Consider the following 18,966-nt stretch of genomic DNA (forward strand, 5'->3'; position numbering starts at 1 on the left):
GGTTGAGGGCGATGGGGACGGGGAGGGTGGTCGTCGCGTTCTGTTCGGCGAAGGTGTCCAGTTCGCGGGTGAGGCGGCGGGTCCACTCCGGCATGCGGGCGGCGCGGTGGCGGGCGGCGGGCCAGCCGGCGGCGTCGCCTGCGGCGAGGCCCAGCAGGAGGCCCTCGGTGCGGTGTGCCTGCCGGCGGCGGCGCGGGGTCGTTCCGGCCTCGGCTTCGCCTTCGGCAGGGGAGTGATTCCCGTCCGCACCGCCCGTGCGGGTATCGATGTCGGGTGCGGGTGGCCCCTGTGGGGCGTACTCGCCGTCGGCGGGCGCGGGTGCAGTAACCACCGGTCCACCGGACGCCCCCTCGTCCCACGGCCCCGGCGGCCTCATGACGCCGCCCCCGTCACCAGCAGGTCGGCCACGTCCAGGATGTGGTGGCCGGAGATCGACGGGAGGCAGCTGCCGCGGGCCGGGCCGATGGCCGCCGCCCAGTCCGGGGGGATCGCCGAGATGCCCTGGGTCGCGCCGGCCAGGGCACCCGCCACCGCGGCCGTGGTGTCGGCGTCGCGGCCCATGTTGACGGCCGTGAGGACGGACCGGGCGAAGTCGCCGTCGGCCGCCGCGTACGCGCCGAAGGCGAGGGCGACCGCCTCGGGGGCCAGGTCGGTCCACGGGTAGCCGCCGATGACGACGGCGGAGCGGACCGCGCGTTCGCCGCGGTGGGCGACCGCGACCGCGCGGCGCAGGGAGCGGGCGGTCCAGGAGTCGTCGGGGATCACCGCGAGCGCGGCGGCGACCACGGCGACGGTCGGTGCTCCGGCCATCGCGGCGGCGACGCCCGCCGCGACCGCCTGGCCGCCGTAGATGCCCTCGCCGTCGTGGCTGACCGAGCCGTCGATCGCGACCAGGCGGGCCGCCTCGGCCGGGCGGCCCGCGGCGAAGACGCCGAAGGGGGCGGCGCGCATCGCGAGGCCGTCGCTCCAGGCGTGCCGGTGCTGGGCGGAGATGGGTGCGGCCAGGCCCCGGCGGAGGTTCTCCAGGGTGCCGCGTTCGCTGAAGCCGGCCCCGCGGAAGGGGCCCTCGTCGCGGTCGGCGATCCAGGTGTGCCAGGCCGCCTCCACGTCGGCGGGGGTCAGCGCGGAGCCGTGCCGGGCCAGCAGCAGGCCCGAGAAGATCGCGTACTCGGTGTCGTCGGTGCCGGCCGGCCGGTCGGTGACATAGCCGGTGATCCGGCCCCAGCGGGCGCGGATCTCGGAGGGCTTGAGGTTCTCGGCCGGTGCCCCGAGGGCGTCTCCGACGGCCAGGCCGAGCAGGGCGCCGCGGGCCCGTTCGCGCGGGGCGGTGGTGTCACCCGGCGCCGGGGCCGGGGGCACGCAGACGATCGATGCCATACGGGGCCTCTCGTCGGGGGCCGCGCACGGGTGCGGAGCCCTTTGCGGATGTGTCCCACCGTCGGCGGTTGACCTGAGCCTCCGGAGCCGTCATGTCACCCGGTCGACATCTGTGCGGACTCCCGATCGAATGAGCGAACGAAGGTAAAACCGCAGGTTAGCGGAGCCTTTCCTCGCTGGCGGGCAGGGCTGACCCGACGTAGTCTGGGTGTCGTCAAAAAGTGGAATGAGTCCAAAGAGGCTTGTCCGGGGCGACGTCCGGACGGCACGCAGACGCTTTTTATGGAGATCGGCATGGCTCTCATCGAGACCGAGGCGGCGCTGCACGAGGCGCACCGGGACAATCACACCCACCGGGACGTGAGCGGCGGCTGGCTGCGGCCCGCCGTCTTCGGCGCGATGGACGGACTGGTCTCCAACCTCGCCCTGATGACCGGTGTCGCCGGCGGGGCGGTCGAGCGGCAGACCATCGTGCTGACCGGCCTCGCGGGCCTCGCGGCCGGCGCCTTCTCGATGGCCGCCGGTGAGTACACCTCCGTCGCCTCGCAGCGCGAACTCGTCGAGGCGGAACTCGACGTCGAGCGGCGTGAGCTGAGAAAGCACCCGAAGGACGAGGAGGCCGAGCTGGCCGCGCTGTACGAGTCCCGTGGCGTCGATCCCGCCCTCGCCCGCCAGGTCGCCTCCCAGCTGTCGCGCGACCCCGAACAGGCACTGGAGATACACGCCCGCGAGGAACTGGGCATCGACCCCGGCGACCTGCCCTCGCCGCTGGTCGCCGCCGGGTCCAGCTTCGGTGCCTTCGCGCTGGGCGCCCTGCTGCCGGTGCTGCCGTATCTGCTCGGCGCGACCGTGCTGTGGCCGGCCGTCCTGCTGGCGCTGCTCGGTCTGTTCCTGTGCGGTGCGGTGGTGGCCAGGGTGACCGCGCGGACCTGGTGGTACAGCGGGCTGCGGCAGCTCGTCCTCGGCGGGGCGGCGGCCGGTGTGACGTACGCCCTGGGCAGTTTCTTCGGAACGGCCGTAGGATAGATCGGCTGCTACTTATGCGATGGGCCGCATAAATAGCCGTTACTCGCTGGTTTCGAACGCTTAACCACCGGGCATGAGCCGTAAGCGCTGTGGGCAATGAGGCTCGCGGCGCACTCGCGGGGTGGGCTACGACGCCCCCTCCGCCCCGCGGACCGACAGACACCGATCTGACCGATGGTGTCCGGTTCGGTCCCCCCATACTTTTCAGCCGCTCCGCGGCACCCCGCCGGCACCCCACGGCGTCCGCATGTTGGAACGGAGTATCCGGTTCCCGAGAACCGCTCCATCATGTAACCTGCACGAAATTTTGCACTTACGCAGAGGGCCAACGTCGTCCCTTCGCTCGCAGACAGCCACTTGAGACGACGACGGGAGAGCCGATGCGTACGCCGCGCCAGCCGTCCCAGCATTCCGCGAATGGCCAGAACTGGTCTTTCATGGATGCTCGCCCTGCTGCGCAGGGTATGTACGACCCCCGCAACGAGCACGACGCCTGTGGCGTCGGCTTCGTGGCCAACCTCACCGGCGAGGCGAACCACACGCTGGTCGAGCAGGCGCTGACCGTTCTGCGCAACCTCGAGCACCGTGGAGCCACCGGCTCCGAGCCGGACTCCGGCGACGGCGCGGGCATCCTCACCCAGGTTCCCGACGCGTTCCTGCGCGAGGTCGCCGGGTTCGAGCTGCCCGAGGCCGGCGGTTACGCCGTCGGTATCGCCTTCCTGCCCGAGGACGGCCTCCAGGACGCCGTCTCGCATATCGAGACGATCGCCGCCGAGGAAGGCCTCACGGTCCTCGGCTGGCGCGACGTCCCGGTCGCCCCCGAACTCCTCGGCGCCACCGCCCGCTCGACGATGCCCGCCTTCCGCCAGGTCTTCGTGACCGACGGCGTCTCCCAGGGCATCGACCTCGACCGCGGCGCGTTCGTGCTGCGCAAGCGCGCCGAGCGCGAGGCCGGGGTCTACTTCCCCTCGCTGTCCGCGCGCACGATCGTCTACAAGGGCATGCTGACCACCGGCCAGCTCGAACCCTTCTTCCCGGACCTGTCCGACCGCCGCTTCGCGTCGGCCGTGTCGCTCGTCCACTCGCGCTTCTCGACGAACACCTTCCCGTCGTGGCCGCTCGCCCACCCGTACCGCTTCGTCGCGCACAACGGTGAGATCAACACCGTCAAGGGCAACCGCAACTGGATGGCGGCCCGCGAGTCGCAGCTCGTCTCCGACCTCTTCGGGGACCAGGAGCGCATCGACCGCGTCTTCCCCATCTGTACGCCGGACGCCTCCGACTCGGCGTCCTTCGACGAGGTGCTCGAACTGCTCCACCTCGGTGGCCGTTCGCTCCCGCACTCCGTGCTGATGATGATCCCGGAGGCGTGGGAGAACCACGACTCCATGGACCCCGCCCGCCGCGCCTTCTACCAGTTCCACTCCAACCTGATGGAGCCCTGGGACGGCCCGGCCTGCGTCACCTTCACCGACGGCGTCCAGGTCGGCGCCGTCCTCGACCGCAACGGTCTGCGTCCCGGCCGCTACTGGGTCACCGACGACGGCCTCGTCGTCCTCGGCTCCGAGGTCGGCGTCCTCGACATCGACCCGGCGAAGGTCGTCCGCAAGGGCCGCCTCCAGCCCGGCCGGATGTTCCTCGTCGACACCGCCGAGCACCGCATCATCGAGGACGACGAGATCAAGGCCCAGCTCGCCGTCGAGAAGCCGTACGCCGAGTGGCTCGAAGCCGGCGAGATCGAGCTGAGCGACCTGCCCGAGCGCGAGCACATCGTGCACACGCACGCCTCGGTCACCCGCCGCCAGCAGACCTTCGGCTACACCGAGGAAGAGCTGCGCGTCATCCTCGCGCCGATGGCCAAGACCGCCGGCGAGCCGCTCGGTTCCATGGGCACCGACTCGCCCATCGCCGCGCTGTCCTCCCGCCCGCGGCTCCTCTTCGACTACTTCACCCAGCTGTTCGCGCAGGTCACAAACCCGCCGCTGGACGCCATCCGCGAGGAACTGGTCACCTCCCTGCGCTCCGCGCTCGGCCCGCAGGGCAACCTGCTCGACCCGAGCGCCGCGTCCTGCCGCTCCGTCGTGCTGCCCTTCCCGGTGATCGACAACGACGAGCTGGCCAAGCTCATCCACATCAACGCCGACGGCGACATGCCGGGCTTCAAGGCCGCGACCCTCTCCGGCCTGTACCGGGTGCACGGCGGCGGCGACGCGCTGGCCGCGCGGATCGAGGAGATCTGCGACGAGGCCGACGAGGCCATCGAGAACGGCGCCCGGCTCATCGTCCTGTCGGACCGCCACTCCGACGCCGAGCACGCGCCGATCCCGTCGCTGCTGCTCACCGCGGCCGTCCACCACCACCTCATCCGCACCAAGCAGCGCACCCAGGTGGGCCTGCTGGTCGAGGCCGGTGACGTCCGCGAGGTCCACCACGTGGCCCTGCTGATCGGTTTCGGCGCCGCCGCCGTCAACCCGTACCTGGCGATGGAGTCCGTCGAGGACCTGCTGCGCGCGGGCACCTTCCTGAACGGCATGGAGCCCGAGCAGGCGATCCGCAACCTGATCTACGCCCTCGGCAAGGGCGTCCTGAAGGTCATGTCCAAGATGGGCATCTCGACCGTCGCCTCCTACCGCGGCGCCCAGGTGTTCGAGGCCGTCGGTCTCGACGACGCCTTCGTCGCGAAGTACTTCAACGGCACGGCCACCAAGATCGGCGGCGTCGGCATCGACGTCATCGCCAAGGAGGTCGCCGCCCGCCACGCCAAGGGCTACCCGGCCAGCGGCATCGCGCCGGCCCACCGCGCGCTGGACATAGGCGGCGAGTACCAGTGGCGCCGCGAGGGCGAGCCGCACCTGTTCGACCCGGAGACGGTCTTCCGCCTCCAGCACTCGACGCGCGCCAACCGCTACGACATCTTCAAGATGTACACGGACCGGGTGAACGAGCAGTCCGAGCGCCTCATGACGCTGCGCGGCCTGTTCGGCTTCAGCTCCGGCCGGGAGCCGATCTCCGTCGACGAGGTCGAGCCGATCAGCGAGATCGTCAAGCGCTTCTCCACCGGCGCCATGTCGTACGGCTCCATCTCCAAGGAGGCGCACGAGACCCTCGCCATCGCCATGAACCAGCTGGGCGGCAAGTCCAACACCGGTGAGGGCGGCGAGGACGCGGACCGGCTGTACGACCCGGCACGGCGTTCGTCGATCAAGCAGGTCGCCTCCGGCCGCTTCGGCGTGACCTCCGAGTACCTGGTCAACGCGGACGACATCCAGATCAAGATGGCGCAGGGCGCCAAGCCCGGCGAGGGCGGCCAGCTGCCCGGCCACAAGGTCTACCCGTGGGTCGCCAAGACGCGTCACTCGACGCCGGGCGTCGGCCTGATCTCGCCGCCGCCGCACCACGACATCTACTCCATCGAGGACCTGGCTCAGCTGATCCACGACCTCAAGAACGCCAACCCGGCGGCCCGCATCCACGTGAAGCTGGTCTCCGAGGTCGGCGTCGGCACGGTCGCGGCCGGTGTGTCCAAGGCGCACGCGGACGTCGTGCTCATCTCGGGTCACGACGGCGGCACCGGCGCCTCCCCGCTGACCTCGCTGAAGCACGCGGGCGGCCCCTGGGAGCTGGGCCTCGCCGAGACCCAGCAGACGCTGCTGCTCAACGGCCTGCGCGACCGCATCGTCGTGCAGACCGACGGCCAGCTCAAGACCGGCCGCGACGTCATCATCGCCGCGCTGCTCGGCGCCGAGGAGTTCGGTTTCGCGACCGCGCCGCTCGTCGTCTCCGGCTGCGTCATGATGCGCGTCTGCCACCTGGACACCTGCCCGGTCGGCATCGCCACCCAGAACCCGGTGCTGCGCGACCGGTTCAACGGCAAGGCCGAGTACGTGGTGAACTTCTTCCAGTTCATCGCGCAGGAGGTCCGCGAGCTGCTCGCCGAGCTGGGCTTCCGCTCGATCGAGGAGGCCGTCGGCCACGCCGAGGTCCTCGACGTCGAGCGGGCCGTCGACCACTGGAAGGCCCAGGGCCTGAACCTGGAGCCGCTGTTCCACGTGCCGGCGCTGCCCGAGGGTGCCTCCCTCCACCAGGTCATCGAGCAGGACCACGGACTGGAGAAGGCGCTCGACAACGAGCTGATCAGGCTCGCCGCCGACGCACTGGCCGCGGACTCCGCGACCGACGCCCAGCCGGTGCGCGCCCAGGTCGCCATCCGCAACATCAACCGCACGGTCGGCACCATGCTCGGCCACGAGGTGACCAAGAAGTTCGGTGGCGCGGGCCTGCCCGAGGACACCATCGACATCACCTTCACCGGCTCGGCCGGCCAGTCCTTCGGCGCCTTCCTCCCGCGCGGCGTCACGCTGCGCCTGGAGGGCGACGCCAACGACTACGTCGGCAAGGGCCTCTCCGGCGGCCGGGTCATCGTCCGCCCGGACCGGGGCGCCGACCACCTCGCCGAGTACTCGGTGATCGCCGGCAACACCATCGCGTACGGCGCGACCGGCGGTGAGCTGTTCCTGCGCGGTAGGACGGGCGAGCGGTTCTGCGTCCGCAACTCCGGTGCGACGGTCGTCTCCGAGGGCGTGGGCGACCACGGCTGCGAGTACATGACCGGCGGTCACGCGGTGGTCCTCGGCGAGACGGGCCGCAACTTCGCGGCCGGCATGTCCGGTGGCGTCGCCTACGTGATCGACCTGAACCGCGACCACGTCAACTCCGGCAACCTCGGCGCGGTCGAGGAGCTGGACGACACCGACAAGGCATGGCTGCACGACGTGGTGCGCCGCCACGCCGAGGAGACCGGCTCGACCGTCGCGGAGAAGCTGGTCGCCGACTGGGACGCCTCCGTGGAGCGCTTCAGCAAGATCATCCCCAGCACGTACAAGGCAGTGCTCGCCGCCAAGGACGCCGCCGAGCGAGCCGGTCTCTCCGAGACCGAGATCACCGAGAAGATGATGGAGGCGGCGACCAATGGCTGATCCCAAGGGCTTTCTCAACCACGGCCGCGAGGTCGCCAAGTCCCGCCCGGTCGAGGTCCGCCTCAAGGACTGGAACGAGGTCTACGTCCCGGGCTCGCTGCTGCCGATCATCGGCAAGCAGGCCGGCCGGTGCATGGACTGCGGCATCCCCTTCTGCCACAACGGCTGTCCGCTGGGGAACCTGATCCCCGAGTGGAACGACTTCGCGTACCGCGAGGACTGGTCGGCGGCGTCCGAGCGTCTGCACGCCACGAACAACTTCCCGGAGTTCACGGGCCGGCTGTGCCCCGCTCCGTGCGAGTCGGCGTGTGTGCTCGGCATCAACCAGCCGGCCGTCACCATCAAGAACGTCGAGGTCTCGATCATCGACAAGGCGTGGGAGACCGGTGACGTCGCCCCGCAGATCCCGGAGCGGCTGTCCGGCAAGACGGTCGCGGTCATCGGCTCGGGCCCGGCGGGACTCGCCGCCGCCCAGCAGCTGACCCGGGCGGGCCACACCGTCGCCGTCTACGAGCGCGCGGACCGCGTCGGAGGCCTCCTGCGGTACGGCATCCCCGAGTTCAAGATGGAGAAGCGGCACATCAACCGCCGTATCGAACAGATGCGCGCGGAGGGCACCCGCTTCCGTACGGGCATCGAGATCGGCCGCGACCTCAAGGGCACCGACCTGAAGAAGCGGTACGACGCGATCGTCATCGCCGCCGGCGCCACGACCGCCCGTGACCTCCCGGTCCCCGGCCGTGAGCTGAAGGGCGTCCACCAGGCCATGGAGTACCTGCCGCTGGCCAACAAGGTGCAGGAGGGCGACTTCGTGGCGCCCCCCATCACCGCCGAGGGCAAGCACGTCGTGGTCATCGGCGGTGGCGACACCGGCGCCGACTGCGTGGGCACCGCCCACCGCCAGGGCGCGGCCTCGGTCACGCAGCTGGAGATCATGCCCCGGCCGGGCGAGGAGCGGAACCCGGGCCAGCCCTGGCCGACGTTCCCGATGCTCTACAAGGTCACCTCCGCGCACGAGGAGGGCGGCGAGCGGGTCTACTCCGTCTCCACCACCCACTTCGAGGGCGACGAGGACGGCAACGTCCAGTGGCTGCACCTCACCGAGGTGGAGTTCGTCGAGGGCAAGCTGACCCAGAAGCCGGGCACGGAGCGCAAGATCCCCGCCCAGCTGGTGACGCTGGCGATGGGCTTCACCGGTACGGACCGCGAGAACGGTCTCGTGGACCAGTTCGGCCTGGAGCTGGACGAGCGCGGCAACATCGCCCGCGACCGCGACTTCCGGACCAACGTGCCGGGCGTGTACGTCGCCGGTGACGCCGGCCGCGGCCAGTCCCTCATCGTGTGGGCGATCGCGGAGGGCCGCTCGGCCGCCCGTGGCGTCGACCGCTTCCTGACCGGAGCCAGCGACCTGCCGGCCCCGATCCGGCCGACCGACCGTTCCCTGACGGTCTGACGGCCGGTCACCGAGCGTCCCGTACAAAGGCGTACGGGCGGGAGGTCCGGGGGCCCAGCCCCCGGACACCCCCCGAGACGGCGTCTGCCCCACTGTCCCCGACCGGACGACCGGGCAGGCGCCGCCGCATGTCCCGGTGTGGGAGGGTGTCGCCCATGGTCGCGATCAGTCTCAGCAAGGTCCAGGAGACGGCACCCGCGCTGGTCAGCCTGTACAAGAGCGCCGGGGTGTCCCTCACGAAGCACGGCCTGGACGGGCAGCGGGCCGCCGTCTACCTGGTGGTGGACTACTCGGGGTCGATGAAGCCGTACTACAAGGACGGCAGTGTGCAGGCGCTCGCCGACCGGGTGCTGGGGCTGTCGGCGCATCTCGACGACGACGGCCGGGTGCCGGTGGTGTTCTTCTCCACCGATGTGGACGCCGTCACCGACATCGCGCTCGCCGACCACCAGGGGCGGGTGGACCGGATCGTGGTCGGCCTCGGGCACATGGGGAAGACCAGCTACCACCTGGCGATGGACGCCGTCATCGACCACCATCTCGACAGCGGTTCGCGCGAGCCCGCGCTCGTCGTCTTCCAGACCGACGGCGGGCCGATCAACAAGCTCGCCGCCGAGCGCTATCTGTGCAAGGCGTCGACGCTGCCGCTGTTCTGGCAGTTCGTCGGCTTCGGCGACAAGGACAGCAAGCAGTTCGACTTCCTGCGCAAGCTGGACGAACTGCCCGTGCCGCAGAAGCGGGCCGTCGACAACGCCGGCTTCTTCCACGCGGGCGCCGATCCGAGCCGCGTCCCGGACGCGGAGCTGTACGACCGCCTCGTGGGTGAGTTCCCCAAGTGGCTGGTGGCGGCACGGGCGCAGGGGATCGTGGGCCCCGGCCGCTGAGTGGGGGTTGGGCCGGAGGCTGGGTCGGGCGGTTGCCCCGCTGAGCCGAGCGGCTGGGTCGGGCCGGTGGGTCAGGCGGCGCCCAGGACGTCGTCACGGCACTCCCGCGGCGTGCCCCAGGCGGTCAGCAGGGCGCGCGCCTTGGTGAGCCACAGCGACAGGTCGTACTCCGCGGTGTAGCCGATCGCGCCGTGCAACTGCAGCGCGGTCCGGGCGGTGGTGTACGCCGCCTCGCAGGCGGTGACCTTCGCGGCGGCGACGTCGGCCGGGGCCATGGTGAGGGCGGCGCCGAGGACGAGGGGGCGGGCGAACTCCAGCGCGAGCTTCGCATCGGCCAGCCGGTGCTTCACGGCCTGGAACGACCCGACGGGCACCCCGAACTGGGTGCGCCGGCCGACGTAGGTGACCGTGCGGTCGAGGAGGGCGAGGCCGACGCCGAGGGCCTGCGCCGCGGTGGTGAGACGGGCCAGGGTGAGGGCGCCCGGCGGCGTGGGCGGGCCGAGGAGTTCACCACCGGGCAGAAGGGCGGTGAGGCGGCGGGCGGGGTCGAGGGAGCCGCGCACCGGACCGTGGCCGGGGGCCAGCCGAAGACCGTCGGGGGAGAGGGAGAAGCGATGCGTGGCCGCGTCGCCGTCCAGCGCGGGTGAGCCCTCGCGGGCGAGGGTGGCCGTGCTCTCCCCGGCTGCGATGCCGGGCAGGAACCGCTTCGCCTGCCCGGTGCCGGCCAGCAGCGAGGCCACGGTGACCGTCTCCACCAGCGGTCCCGGCACCGCGTGGCGTCCCAACTCGATGAAGGCGACCGCCAGTTCCACGGGCCGCACACCCAGCCCCTCGTACTCCTCGGGGACCGCCAGCGCGAACACGCCGGCCTCGGCGACACGGCTCCACAGCGCACGACCGCGCCCGTGCTCGCCGCGGCTCCAGTCCCGGATCACGGCGGGCGTGTCGGCGGCGGTGAGCATCGCGTCCAGGGAGCGGGCGAAGTCCCGCTGCTCGGGGTCGAGGAGGAAGCGCATCAGCGGCGTCCCTTCGGCAGGCCCAGCAGGCGTTCGGCGATGATGTCGCGCTGGATCTCGTTCGTGCCCGCGTAGATCGGGCCGGCCAGCGCGAAGACGTACCGCTCGGCCCAGTCCGTGTCGGCCGACTCGCCTTCGCCGTCCAGGAGATCGAGGGCGTTCTCGTGCAGCGCGAGGTCGTACTCGGACCAGAAGACCTTGTTCAGGCTGGACTCCGGGCCCAGCGGCTCGCCGCTCAGATACCGCGAGGCCGCCGCGAACGTGAACAACTGGTAGGCGCGGGCGCCGATCAGGGCGTCGGCGACCTTCTCCCGAGCCCGGTCGGGGCTGCCCCGCTCCCGCCAGAGGGCGCGCAGCCGCTCGGCGCTCGCCAGGAAGCGGCCGGGGGAGCGGAGCGTGAGCCCGCGCTCGTCGGCCGCCGTCGCCATCGCGATCCGCCAGCCCTGGCCGGGCTCGCCGATCACATCCTCGTCGGGCACGAACACCTCGTCCAGGAAGATTTCGGCGAACGCGGGCCTGCCGTCCAGCCGGCCGACCGGGCGGACCGTGACACCGGGGGAACGCAGGCCGAACATGACGTAGGTGAGCCCCTGGTGGGGTCTCGGGGCGTCCGGGTGGCTGCGGAACAGGCCGAAGGCGCGGTCGGCGAAAGCGGCCCGTGAGGACCAGGTCTTCTGGCCGCTCAGGAGCCAGCCGCCGTCCGCGCGCACCGCCCTGGAGCGCAGGGACGCCAGATCCGAACCGGCCTCCGGCTCCGACCATGCCTGCGCCCAGACCACCTCGCCGGTCGCCATCGACGGCAGGACCCGGGCGCGCTGCTCCTCGGTGCCGTGGGCGATGAGGGTCGGGGCGAGCAGGCTCACGCCGTTCTGCCCGACCCGGCCGGGGGCACCCGCCGCGTAGTACTCCTCCTCGAACAGCAGCCGGCCGATCAGACCGGCGTCCCGGCCGCCGTACCGCTGCGGCCAGTCGACCACCGACCAGCGGTCCGCGGCGAGTTCGGCCTCCCACGCGCGGTGCGCGGCGAAACCCTCCCCGGTCTCCAGGGAGGGCAGCGGTGCGGCCGGCACATGGGCCGCGAGCCAGGCACGGGCCTCGGCCCGCAGGGCCTCCTCGGCCCGCGTGAACCCGAGATCCATGACCCCACCCACCTTCCGTCTTCCACCGTCGACCTTCTCTAACAAGTGTTTGGTAGGTTAGCGTGCTGCCATGACAGACGTCGAGAGTCCGTCGTACGTGCCGGGGCACGGTCTGCTGCGCGGCCGTACCGCCGTGCTCACCGCCGCGGCCGGTGCGGGCATCGGCGGCGCGACGGCGAGGCGCTTCCTGGAGGAGGGCGCGCGAGTTCTGATCAGTGACGCGCACGCCCGGCGGCTCAAGGAGCACGAGGGCGCGCTGGCCGCCGAGTTCGGTTCGGCGGCGGTCGCGGCGATGCCCTGCGACGTCACGGACGAGGACCAGGTGCGCCGGCTGTTCGACACGGCCGTGGAGGCCCACGGCCGACTCGACGTCGTCGTCAACAACGCGGGGCTCGGCGGGACTTCGGCACTGGCCGACATGAGCGACGAACAGTGGTCGCGGGTGCTGGACGTGACCCTGACGGGGACCTTCCGGTGCGTGCGGGCCGCCCTGCGGCACTTCCGCGACCAGGACGGCGGCGGCGTGATCGTCAACAACGCCTCCGTCCTCGGCTGGCGCGCCCAGGCCGGGCAGGCGCACTACGCCGCCGCCAAGGCGGGCGTCATGGCGCTGACCCGGTGCGCGGCGGTCGAGGCGGTGGCGTACGGGGCACGTGTCAACGCCGTCGCGCCGAGCCTCGCCATGCATCCCCACCTCGCGAAGGTGACCTCCCCGGAGCTGCTGGAGGAACTCACCGCGCGCGAGGCCTTCGGGCGGCACGCCGAGCCCTGGGAGGTCGCCAACGTCATCGTGTTCCTCGCCTCCGGCTACTCCTCGTACCTGACCGGCGAGGTCGTGTCCGTCAGCGGACAGCGGGCCTGAGGCGGGGAGCGACAATGTGCGCGTGCCTACGAAGAAGAAGTCCCAGGTGACCGCGGCCGAGCCCACCGCGGGCGCCGCCGCGCGCGACCGCCGCGGCGAACTCCTCGACACCGCCGCCCAGGTCTTCGCCGAGCAGGGCTACAACGCCACCACGGTCCGCAAGATCGCGGACCACGCGGGCATGCTCGCCGGCAGCCTCTACTACCACTTCGACTCCAAGGAATCGATGCTGGAGGAGATCCTGCGTACCTTCCTCGACGAGCTGTGGGACGGCTACGACACCGTCCTGGCCGCCGGTCTCGGCCCGCGCGAGACCCTCGAAGCGTTGGTCACCGAGTCGTTCCGGGAGATCGACCGGCATCGAGCCGCCGTCGCGATCTACCAGAAGGAGAGCAGGCAACTTCTCGCGCAGGAACGGTTCGCGTTCCTCGCCGAGTCGCAGCGCAGATTCGAGAAGGCGTGGCTGTCCACGCTGGAGGAGGGCGTCGCGGGCCGGGTCTTCCGGGCCGACCTCGACGTCCGTCTCACCTACCGGTTCGTCCGGGACACCGTGTGGGTCGCCGCCTCCTGGTACCGGCCCGGCGGACAGCACAGCCCGGAGGAGATCGCCCGGCAGTACCTGTCGATGGTGCTGGACGGGATCGCCGTACGCACGTAAGCCGCACGCACGTAACTCAATGGGGAGTCTGGGGAGTCGCCATGGCCGAGGCCTATATCGTCGAAGCGGTCCGTACGCCCGTCGGGCGGCGCGGGGGAGGGCTCGCCGGGGTCCACCCGGCCGACCTCGGCGCCCATGTGCTCAAGGAACTCGTGGCGCGGTCCGGCATCGACCCGGCCGCCGTCGAGGACGTCGTCTTCGGCTGCCTGGACGCCGTCGGACCGCAGGCCGGGGACATCGCCCGGACCTGCTGGCTGGCCGCCGGACTGCCCGAGGAGGTGCCGGGCGTGACCGTGGACCGGCAGTGCGGGTCCTCGCAGCAGGCCGTGCACTTCGCCGCCCAGGCCGTGCTGTCCGGCACCCAGGACCTGGTCGTCGCCGGCGGCGTGCAGAACATGTCGCAGATCCCCATCGCCTTCGCCACCCGGCAGGCCGCCGAGCCGCTCGGCCTCACCCAGGGCCCCTTCGCGGGCAGCGAGGGCTGGCGGGCCCGCTACGGTGACCGGCCCGTCAACCAGTTCGCCGGCGCCGAGATGATCGCCGCGAAGTGGGGCATCACGCGGCAGGAACAGGAGGAGTTCGCGCTGCGCTCCCACCGGCGGGCCCTGCGGGCCATCGACGAGGGCCGCTTCACGCGCGAGACGGTGCCCCTGGGGAGGACCGTAGTCGACGAGGGGCCGCGCCGGGACACCTCCCTGGAGAAGATGGCCGCGCTGAGGCCCGTCCTCGACGGCGGCACCGTCACCGCCGCCTGCTCCTCGCAGGTCTCCGACGGGGCCGCCGCCCTGCTGCTCGCCTCCGCGCACGCCGTCCGCGAACACGGGCTGCGGCCCCGCGCCCGCGTCCACCATCTCTCGGTGCGCGGCGAGGACCCCATCCGCATGCTGACCGCGCCGATCCCGGCCACCGCGCACGCCCTGAAGAAGACCGGCCTGACGATGGACGACCTCGACCTCGTGGAGATCAACGAGGCCTTCGCCCCGGTCGTCCTGGCCTGGCTGAAGGAGACCGGCGCGGATCCCGCGCGGGTCAACGTCAACGGCGGCGCGATCTCCCTCGGCCACCCCCTGGGCGCGACCGGCGCCCGGCTGATGACCACGCTGCTGCACGAACTGGAGCGCACGGGCGGCCGGTTCGGCCTGCAGACGATGTGCGAGGGCGGCGGTCAGGCGAACGTGACGATCATCGAACGGGTGTGAGGGGCGGTTCGTGGCAGTGCAGTGCGGCCCGCCGTCAGACAGCGCTCAGGGGCGTCCGAAGACCGAGTGGGTGCCGATCCGGCGCCAGACGACATGCGGCTCACCCTCCTGCACGGGTTCGCCGTAGTGGAACGTGGCTCTGCCGTCCGGCGCCCAGGACATCTCCCACACGTCTTCGTGTCCTTGCATCTTCTTGACTCGGAGGCCACGCCGGAAGCCGTGGCCGACCTTGAGGTCGGCCACGAACTGTGCGACGGCGACGAGGAAGGCGGTTTTCTGGTCGGTGGTGAGGTTCTTCCAGTCCCGGAGGAAGTGGCTCAGCGTTTCATACGGCGGCACGCTTCTTGATCCCCTCAAGATCGATGCCGGCTTCGTCAGCGAGAGCCTGCAGGAACGGCTCCCCGCCTTCATGGACCTCGCCCCGCTCGCCGGTGGCCAGCGCATCGTCCACTTCACGCTCCTTGGCCTGCCATTCGGCGCTCCAGAACCACGCCTGGTCGTCGGGGACCACTGAGGCGGGGGTCAGCACGATCCGGCCGTCCTCGACAGCAACCACGAGGAGATCCCCTTCTTCGAGGTCCAGCTGATCCCTTATGTCCTGCGGAATGGTGATGATGCCCTTCTTCCGCAGCGGAGTAGAGGCGAGGTGCGGCCGACGGCGGTGCTTCGTGGTAGCCATGCAGCAAGTCTACCTGGACGAAATTCGTCCTGTCGTCCTGTCGTCCTCTCGTCCTGTCGTCCCGTGTCCTAGGCGTCCAGGAGGCGAAGGACCTGCCCGGCCTCTTGCATCACGCGTTCCACCAGTTCCGTGCACGACGGCAGGTCCTCGATCACGCCGGCCACCTGTCCCGAGGCCATCACGCCCAGGTCCGTACGTCCCTCGACCATGGACGCGCGCAGCAGCATCGGCGTGTTCGCGGCGAGCAGGACCTGGCTCCACGACAGCTCCTTGCCGTGCTTCAGGGCGAGGCCCTCGCGGATCATCGAGGGCCAGGTGAGGCCGGAGAGCCTTCGCAGGCCGGCGGCTCGGCGGACCGCGCGGGCCAGGGATCTCGTACGGCCCGCTCCCTCCAGGGCGTCGACCAGGTCCGTGCGCAGCATGCGGTGCGGCAGACCGTCCACCGCGCGGGTCACGGTGACGTCCCGCACCGTCGCCGCGAGGTAGCGGGCCTTCACCGCGTCCGGCACCGTCGAGTCCGACGTCAGCAGGAACCGGGTGCCCATCGCGATGCCCGCCGCGCCGTAAGCCAGCGCCGCGACCAGGCCCCGCCCGTCGAAGAAGCCCCCGGCCGCCACGACGGGAATGTCCACGGCGTCCACGACCTGCGGCAGCAGCACCGTCGTCGCGACCTCGCCGGTGTGCCCGCCGCCCTCGCCGCCCTGCACGAGGACCGCGTCCGCCCCCCAGGCCGCGACCTTCTCGGCGTGCCGGCGGGCCCCCACGGACGGGATGACGACGACTCCGGCCTCCTTCAGCTCGGCGATGAGCCCGGCGGAGGGCGCGAGCGCGAAGGACGCCACCCGTACGCCCTCCTCGATCATGATCCGCACCCGCTCGCCGGCGTCCGCCGCGTCGGCGCGGAGGTTGACGCCGAAGGGCGCGTCCGTGCGGGACCTCACCTCGCGCACCGCCTCGCGCAGCTGGTCGAGGGTCATGGTCGCGGACGCCAGGATGCCGAGGGCGCCCGCGTTCGCCGTCGCCGAGACCAGGCGCGGCCCGGCCACCCATCCCATCCCGGTCTGCACGATGGGGTACCGGACCCCGGCCAGCCGGGTCAGCGCCGTCTCCATCAGTGCCCGACCTCGCGCGCCCGCGTGTCCGCCGGGTCGATGACGTCCCGGATCAACTCCAGTTCCCGCGCGCTCGGTCCACGGGTGTACGGCACCTCGTCCGGGACCGTGAGCGCGAACCCGGTCGCCTCCCGCACCTGCTCGACGCTCACGCCGGGATGCAGCGAGGCCAGCCGCATCGAGTGGTCCGGGGTGGCGAAGTCGAAGACGCCCAGATCGGAGACGACCCGCGGGATGCGGTGGTGGGGGGCGTCGGCCGCACGGTCGTAGCCGACCCCGCACACCATGTCGACCTGCTCGACGAAGACCCGCCGGGAGTGCCGCGGGACCCAGTAACTGGTCGGATTGTTGAGGGTGTTGACCGGTGCGCCGCGCACCCCGAGCAACTGCCGTGCCGGCCTCGCCCAGTCGCCGATGCACGAGATGTTCTGGTTGCCGTACCGGTCGATCTGGCTCGCGCCCATCATCACGTGCCGCCGGCCGCCGGTGACGAGCGCCAGGTGCTGCCGGTACGGCAGCCAGCCCTCGACGGCGCCGTCCGGGCCGATCAGGAGGGCCTCGCCGTCGGTGAGCAGCAGGTCCGGCGCGAAGGTGCGGCGGGCGAGGCGGGCCCCGACGGAGGGGATCACGCCCATCGGGGAGGCGAGGATCTCGCCGGCGTCCCGCCAGGCCTCGGCGCAGGCGATCACGCAGTACTCGGCGCGGCTCACCTGGGTCATGCCCCCTCCCCGGCGGCCGTCCGGTAGGTCTGTTCGTCGCCGCCGAGGTACCGTTGCGCGAACTCGGGCCAGGGCGTGGTCGCGTACGTCTTCTGGAAGGCCTCGTCCCGCCCGTAGTCGGGCGCGCAGGACGTGAAGTGCGCCCCGTTCGGGGCCTCCACGACACCGGTCACCGTGTGCCGCTTGACCAGGAGCGTCTGCGGCGCCGCGTCCTTGGTCAGCTCGGCCGTCTCCACGATCCGTTCGCAGGAGACGTAGGCCGTGTCCGCCGCCTCGCAGAAGAGGTCGTCGAAGTACGGGTCGGGGCCCAGGTACTGGCCGTTGCCCAGCCGGTCGGCACGGTTGACGTGGACCAGCGCGGCGTCCACACGCAGCGCCGGCACGGCCACGAACGTCTCCCCGTCGTCGTACGGCGACGTCACCGTCCGCAGGCCGGGGTTGACCCGCATCACGTCCGAGCCGATCCCGGCGCGCACCGGCAGGAAGGGCAGCCGGTTCGCGGCGGCGTGCAGTCCCCACATGAACATCGCCTCGTCGATCTCCGTCAGCTCCACCGCGCCGCGCTCGCGGGCCGCCCGGTAGTGCGGTTCGAGCGGGATCGAGTCGAGGGTGACGAACGGGACGACCAGCCTGCGGACCCGCCCGGCCGCGACCAGCATGCCGACGTCAGGACCGCCGTACGAGACGACCGTGAGGTCCCTGACCCCGGACCGCAGCACCGCTCTGACCAGGGCCATCGGTTTGCGGCGCGAGCCCCAGCCGCCGATGCCGAGGGTCATCCCGTCGGCCAGCCGGCCGGCCACCTCGTCGGCGGACATCGTCTTGTCGGCCATCTACGTCCCCTCCTTCCCGAACCTGTCCCGGACCCGGTCGGCCACCCCGAGGGCGCTCGCCTCGAAGGTGAAGCCCTGCTCGAAGCGGTAGCTGCGGCGCACGTCGACCGGGTCGATGCCGTTGATGGCGGCCTTGGCGAGGCGGATCAGCTCACCGTCCTTGGCGGCGATCTCGCCCGCCAGCTCCATCGCGGCCGACCGCAGTCCACCGCGCGGTACGACCCGCCACACCGAGCCGTGCGCGTGCAGCTCGGCCGCGCTCACCGTGCGCGAGGTGAAGTACAGGGCGCGCATGAGGTGCTGGGGGACGAGCCGGGCGAGATGCGTGGCCGCGCCCAGGGCTCCCCGGTCGAGTTCGGGCAGCCCGAAGACGGCGTCCTCGGCCGCCACGATCGCGTCCGCGTTGCCCACCAGGCCGATGCCGCCGCCCAGGCAGAACCCCTGCACGGCGGCGACGACGGGCACCTCGCACTCGTACACCGCCGCGAACGCCGCGAAGCAGCCGCGGTTGGCGCCCACGAGGGCGTCCGCCCCGCCCGCCTGGAGTTCCTTGATGTCCACGCCCGCGTTGAAGCCGCGCCCCTCGGCGGCCAGCACCACGCACCGCACCCGCGGGTCCCGGCCGGCCCCGCGCACCGCGTCGGCCAGCGCGAACCAGCCGTCCACCGGGAGGGCGTTCACCGGAGGGACGTCGACGGTGACCAACGAAATCCCCGTTTCCGGGGACGAGGTGGAGACACTCATGGAAGCATCAGCTACCTTTCCACCAAACGTTTGTTAGGCGGAAGGTAGCGTGGATGGAGCTGGACGGGAAGGTCGCCGTCGTCACGGGCGGCACCCGGGGAGTCGGCGCCGGGATCGCGCGCTCCCTCGTGGCCGCGGGTGCGAAGGTCCTCCTCTGCGCCCGTCGGCCACCCGAAGTCGCCGTACCCGGCACGGAGTTCATACAGCTGGACGTGCGCGACGGCGACGCCGTCCGCCGCGTCCTCACCGCGCTGCCCCGGCTGGACATCCTGGTCAACAACGCGGGCGG

At 71.7% G+C, this 18,966-nt stretch carries 17 protein-coding genes and 1 pseudogene; 8 read left to right on the plus strand and 10 right to left on the minus strand.

Annotated features, from left to right (window positions below; translation table 11 throughout):
- Both BZL64_RS25400 and BZL64_RS25405 read right to left on the minus strand, forming a co-directional pair.
- A pseudogene (locus BZL64_RS25400) lies at positions 1 to 331 on the minus strand (ADP-ribosylglycohydrolase family protein); the annotation flags it as partial.
- A 41-nt stretch (positions 332 to 372) separates the two neighbouring features.
- The gene (locus BZL64_RS25405) at positions 373 to 1,377 is read right to left on the minus strand and encodes an ADP-ribosylglycohydrolase family protein (protein WP_086771516.1); all 1,005 of its coding nucleotides are present in this window, start codon (positions 1,375 to 1,377) and stop codon (positions 373 to 375) included.
- A 294-nt stretch (positions 1,378 to 1,671) separates the two neighbouring features.
- On the opposite strand from BZL64_RS25405, the gene BZL64_RS25410 reads away from it, so the two are divergent.
- From BZL64_RS25410 to BZL64_RS25425, 4 genes are all read left to right on the plus strand, one after another.
- Positions 1,672 to 2,403 (plus strand): VIT1/CCC1 transporter family protein, encoded by a 732-nt coding sequence (locus BZL64_RS25410; protein WP_086771529.1) that lies wholly within the window; start codon positions 1,672 to 1,674, stop codon positions 2,401 to 2,403.
- Between the two features lie 380 nt (positions 2,404 to 2,783).
- Positions 2,784 to 7,379 carry a glutamate synthase large subunit gene (gene gltB, locus BZL64_RS25415; RefSeq protein WP_086771517.1) on the plus strand — a complete coding sequence of 1,532 codons (4,596 nt, stop codon included), beginning with the start codon at positions 2,784 to 2,786 and terminating at the stop codon, positions 7,377 to 7,379.
- Positions 7,372 to 8,832, plus strand: coding sequence for a glutamate synthase subunit beta (locus BZL64_RS25420; protein ID WP_086771518.1), 1,461 nt, complete (start codon positions 7,372 to 7,374; stop codon positions 8,830 to 8,832). The genes gltB and BZL64_RS25420 overlap by 8 nt, the downstream gene beginning before the upstream one ends.
- A 155-nt stretch (positions 8,833 to 8,987) precedes the next feature.
- The gene (locus tag BZL64_RS25425; protein WP_086771519.1) at positions 8,988 to 9,716 is read left to right on the plus strand and encodes a vWA domain-containing protein; all 729 of its coding nucleotides are present in this window, start codon (positions 8,988 to 8,990) and stop codon (positions 9,714 to 9,716) included.
- A gap of 71 nt (positions 9,717 to 9,787) precedes the next feature.
- Here the strand turns inward: BZL64_RS25425 and BZL64_RS25430 are convergent, their stop codons facing one another.
- Positions 9,788 to 10,732: an acyl-CoA dehydrogenase family protein gene (locus tag BZL64_RS25430; protein WP_086771520.1), complete on the minus strand. Its 945-nt coding sequence runs from the start codon at positions 10,730 to 10,732 to the stop codon at positions 9,788 to 9,790.
- Positions 10,732 to 11,871: an acyl-CoA dehydrogenase family protein gene (locus BZL64_RS25435; RefSeq protein ID WP_086771521.1), complete on the minus strand. Its 1,140-nt coding sequence runs from the start codon at positions 11,869 to 11,871 to the stop codon at positions 10,732 to 10,734. Before BZL64_RS25435 ends, BZL64_RS25430 begins: the two co-directional genes overlap by 1 nt.
- Before the next feature lie 70 nt (positions 11,872 to 11,941).
- On the opposite strand from BZL64_RS25435, the gene BZL64_RS25440 reads away from it, so the two are divergent.
- Genes BZL64_RS25440 through BZL64_RS25450 form a run of 3 tightly spaced genes read left to right on the plus strand, consistent with a single transcriptional unit; the run spans position 11,942 to position 14,590 of the window.
- Entirely contained in the window at positions 11,942 to 12,733 is a 792-nt protein-coding gene (locus BZL64_RS25440; RefSeq protein WP_086771522.1) for an SDR family oxidoreductase, read from the plus strand.
- Between the two features lie 22 nt (positions 12,734 to 12,755).
- On the plus strand, positions 12,756 to 13,391 hold the full coding sequence (locus BZL64_RS25445; protein WP_397684381.1) for a TetR/AcrR family transcriptional regulator: 636 nt from the start codon (positions 12,756 to 12,758) through the stop codon (positions 13,389 to 13,391).
- 41 nt (positions 13,392 to 13,432) lie between these two features.
- On the plus strand, positions 13,433 to 14,590 hold the full coding sequence (locus BZL64_RS25450) for an acetyl-CoA C-acetyltransferase (protein WP_086771523.1): 1,158 nt from the start codon (positions 13,433 to 13,435) through the stop codon (positions 14,588 to 14,590).
- Between the two features lie 45 nt (positions 14,591 to 14,635).
- On the opposite strand, the gene BZL64_RS25455 is transcribed toward BZL64_RS25450, so the two are convergent.
- The 6 genes from BZL64_RS25455 to BZL64_RS25480 form a co-directional block, all read right to left on the minus strand.
- Positions 14,636 to 14,929 (minus strand): hypothetical protein, encoded by a 294-nt coding sequence (locus tag BZL64_RS25455; protein ID WP_208639516.1) that lies wholly within the window; start codon positions 14,927 to 14,929, stop codon positions 14,636 to 14,638.
- Positions 14,916 to 15,269: an AbrB/MazE/SpoVT family DNA-binding domain-containing protein gene (locus BZL64_RS25460; protein ID WP_086771524.1), complete on the minus strand. Its 354-nt coding sequence runs from the start codon at positions 15,267 to 15,269 to the stop codon at positions 14,916 to 14,918. The genes BZL64_RS25455 and BZL64_RS25460 overlap by 14 nt, the downstream gene beginning before the upstream one ends.
- Positions 15,270 to 15,337: 68 nt before the next feature.
- A complete protein-coding gene (locus BZL64_RS25465) occupies positions 15,338 to 16,381 on the minus strand; it encodes an NAD(P)H-dependent flavin oxidoreductase (RefSeq protein WP_086771525.1) in 1,044 nt (347 codons plus the stop codon).
- Entirely contained in the window at positions 16,381 to 17,100 is a 720-nt protein-coding gene (locus tag BZL64_RS25470; protein WP_086771526.1) for a CoA-transferase subunit beta, read from the minus strand. The genes BZL64_RS25465 and BZL64_RS25470 overlap by 1 nt, the downstream gene beginning before the upstream one ends.
- The gene (locus BZL64_RS25475) at positions 17,097 to 17,933 is read right to left on the minus strand and encodes a CoA transferase subunit A (RefSeq protein WP_086771527.1); all 837 of its coding nucleotides are present in this window, start codon (positions 17,931 to 17,933) and stop codon (positions 17,097 to 17,099) included. The genes BZL64_RS25470 and BZL64_RS25475 overlap by 4 nt, the downstream gene beginning before the upstream one ends.
- Positions 17,934 to 18,677, minus strand: a complete 744-nt coding sequence (locus BZL64_RS25480; protein WP_086771528.1) for an enoyl-CoA hydratase family protein — start codon at positions 18,675 to 18,677, stop codon at positions 17,934 to 17,936.
- 53 nt (positions 18,678 to 18,730) lie between these two features.
- Here BZL64_RS25480 and BZL64_RS25485 point away from each other — a divergent pair.
- Positions 18,731 to 18,966, plus strand: a 236-nt coding sequence (locus BZL64_RS25485; protein ID WP_143663313.1) for an SDR family NAD(P)-dependent oxidoreductase, incomplete at its 3' end; no start/stop codon positions are given.

Source organism: Streptomyces bobili, assembly GCF_002154575.1.
Lineage (GTDB): Bacteria > Actinomycetota > Actinomycetes > Streptomycetales > Streptomycetaceae > Streptomyces > Streptomyces bobili.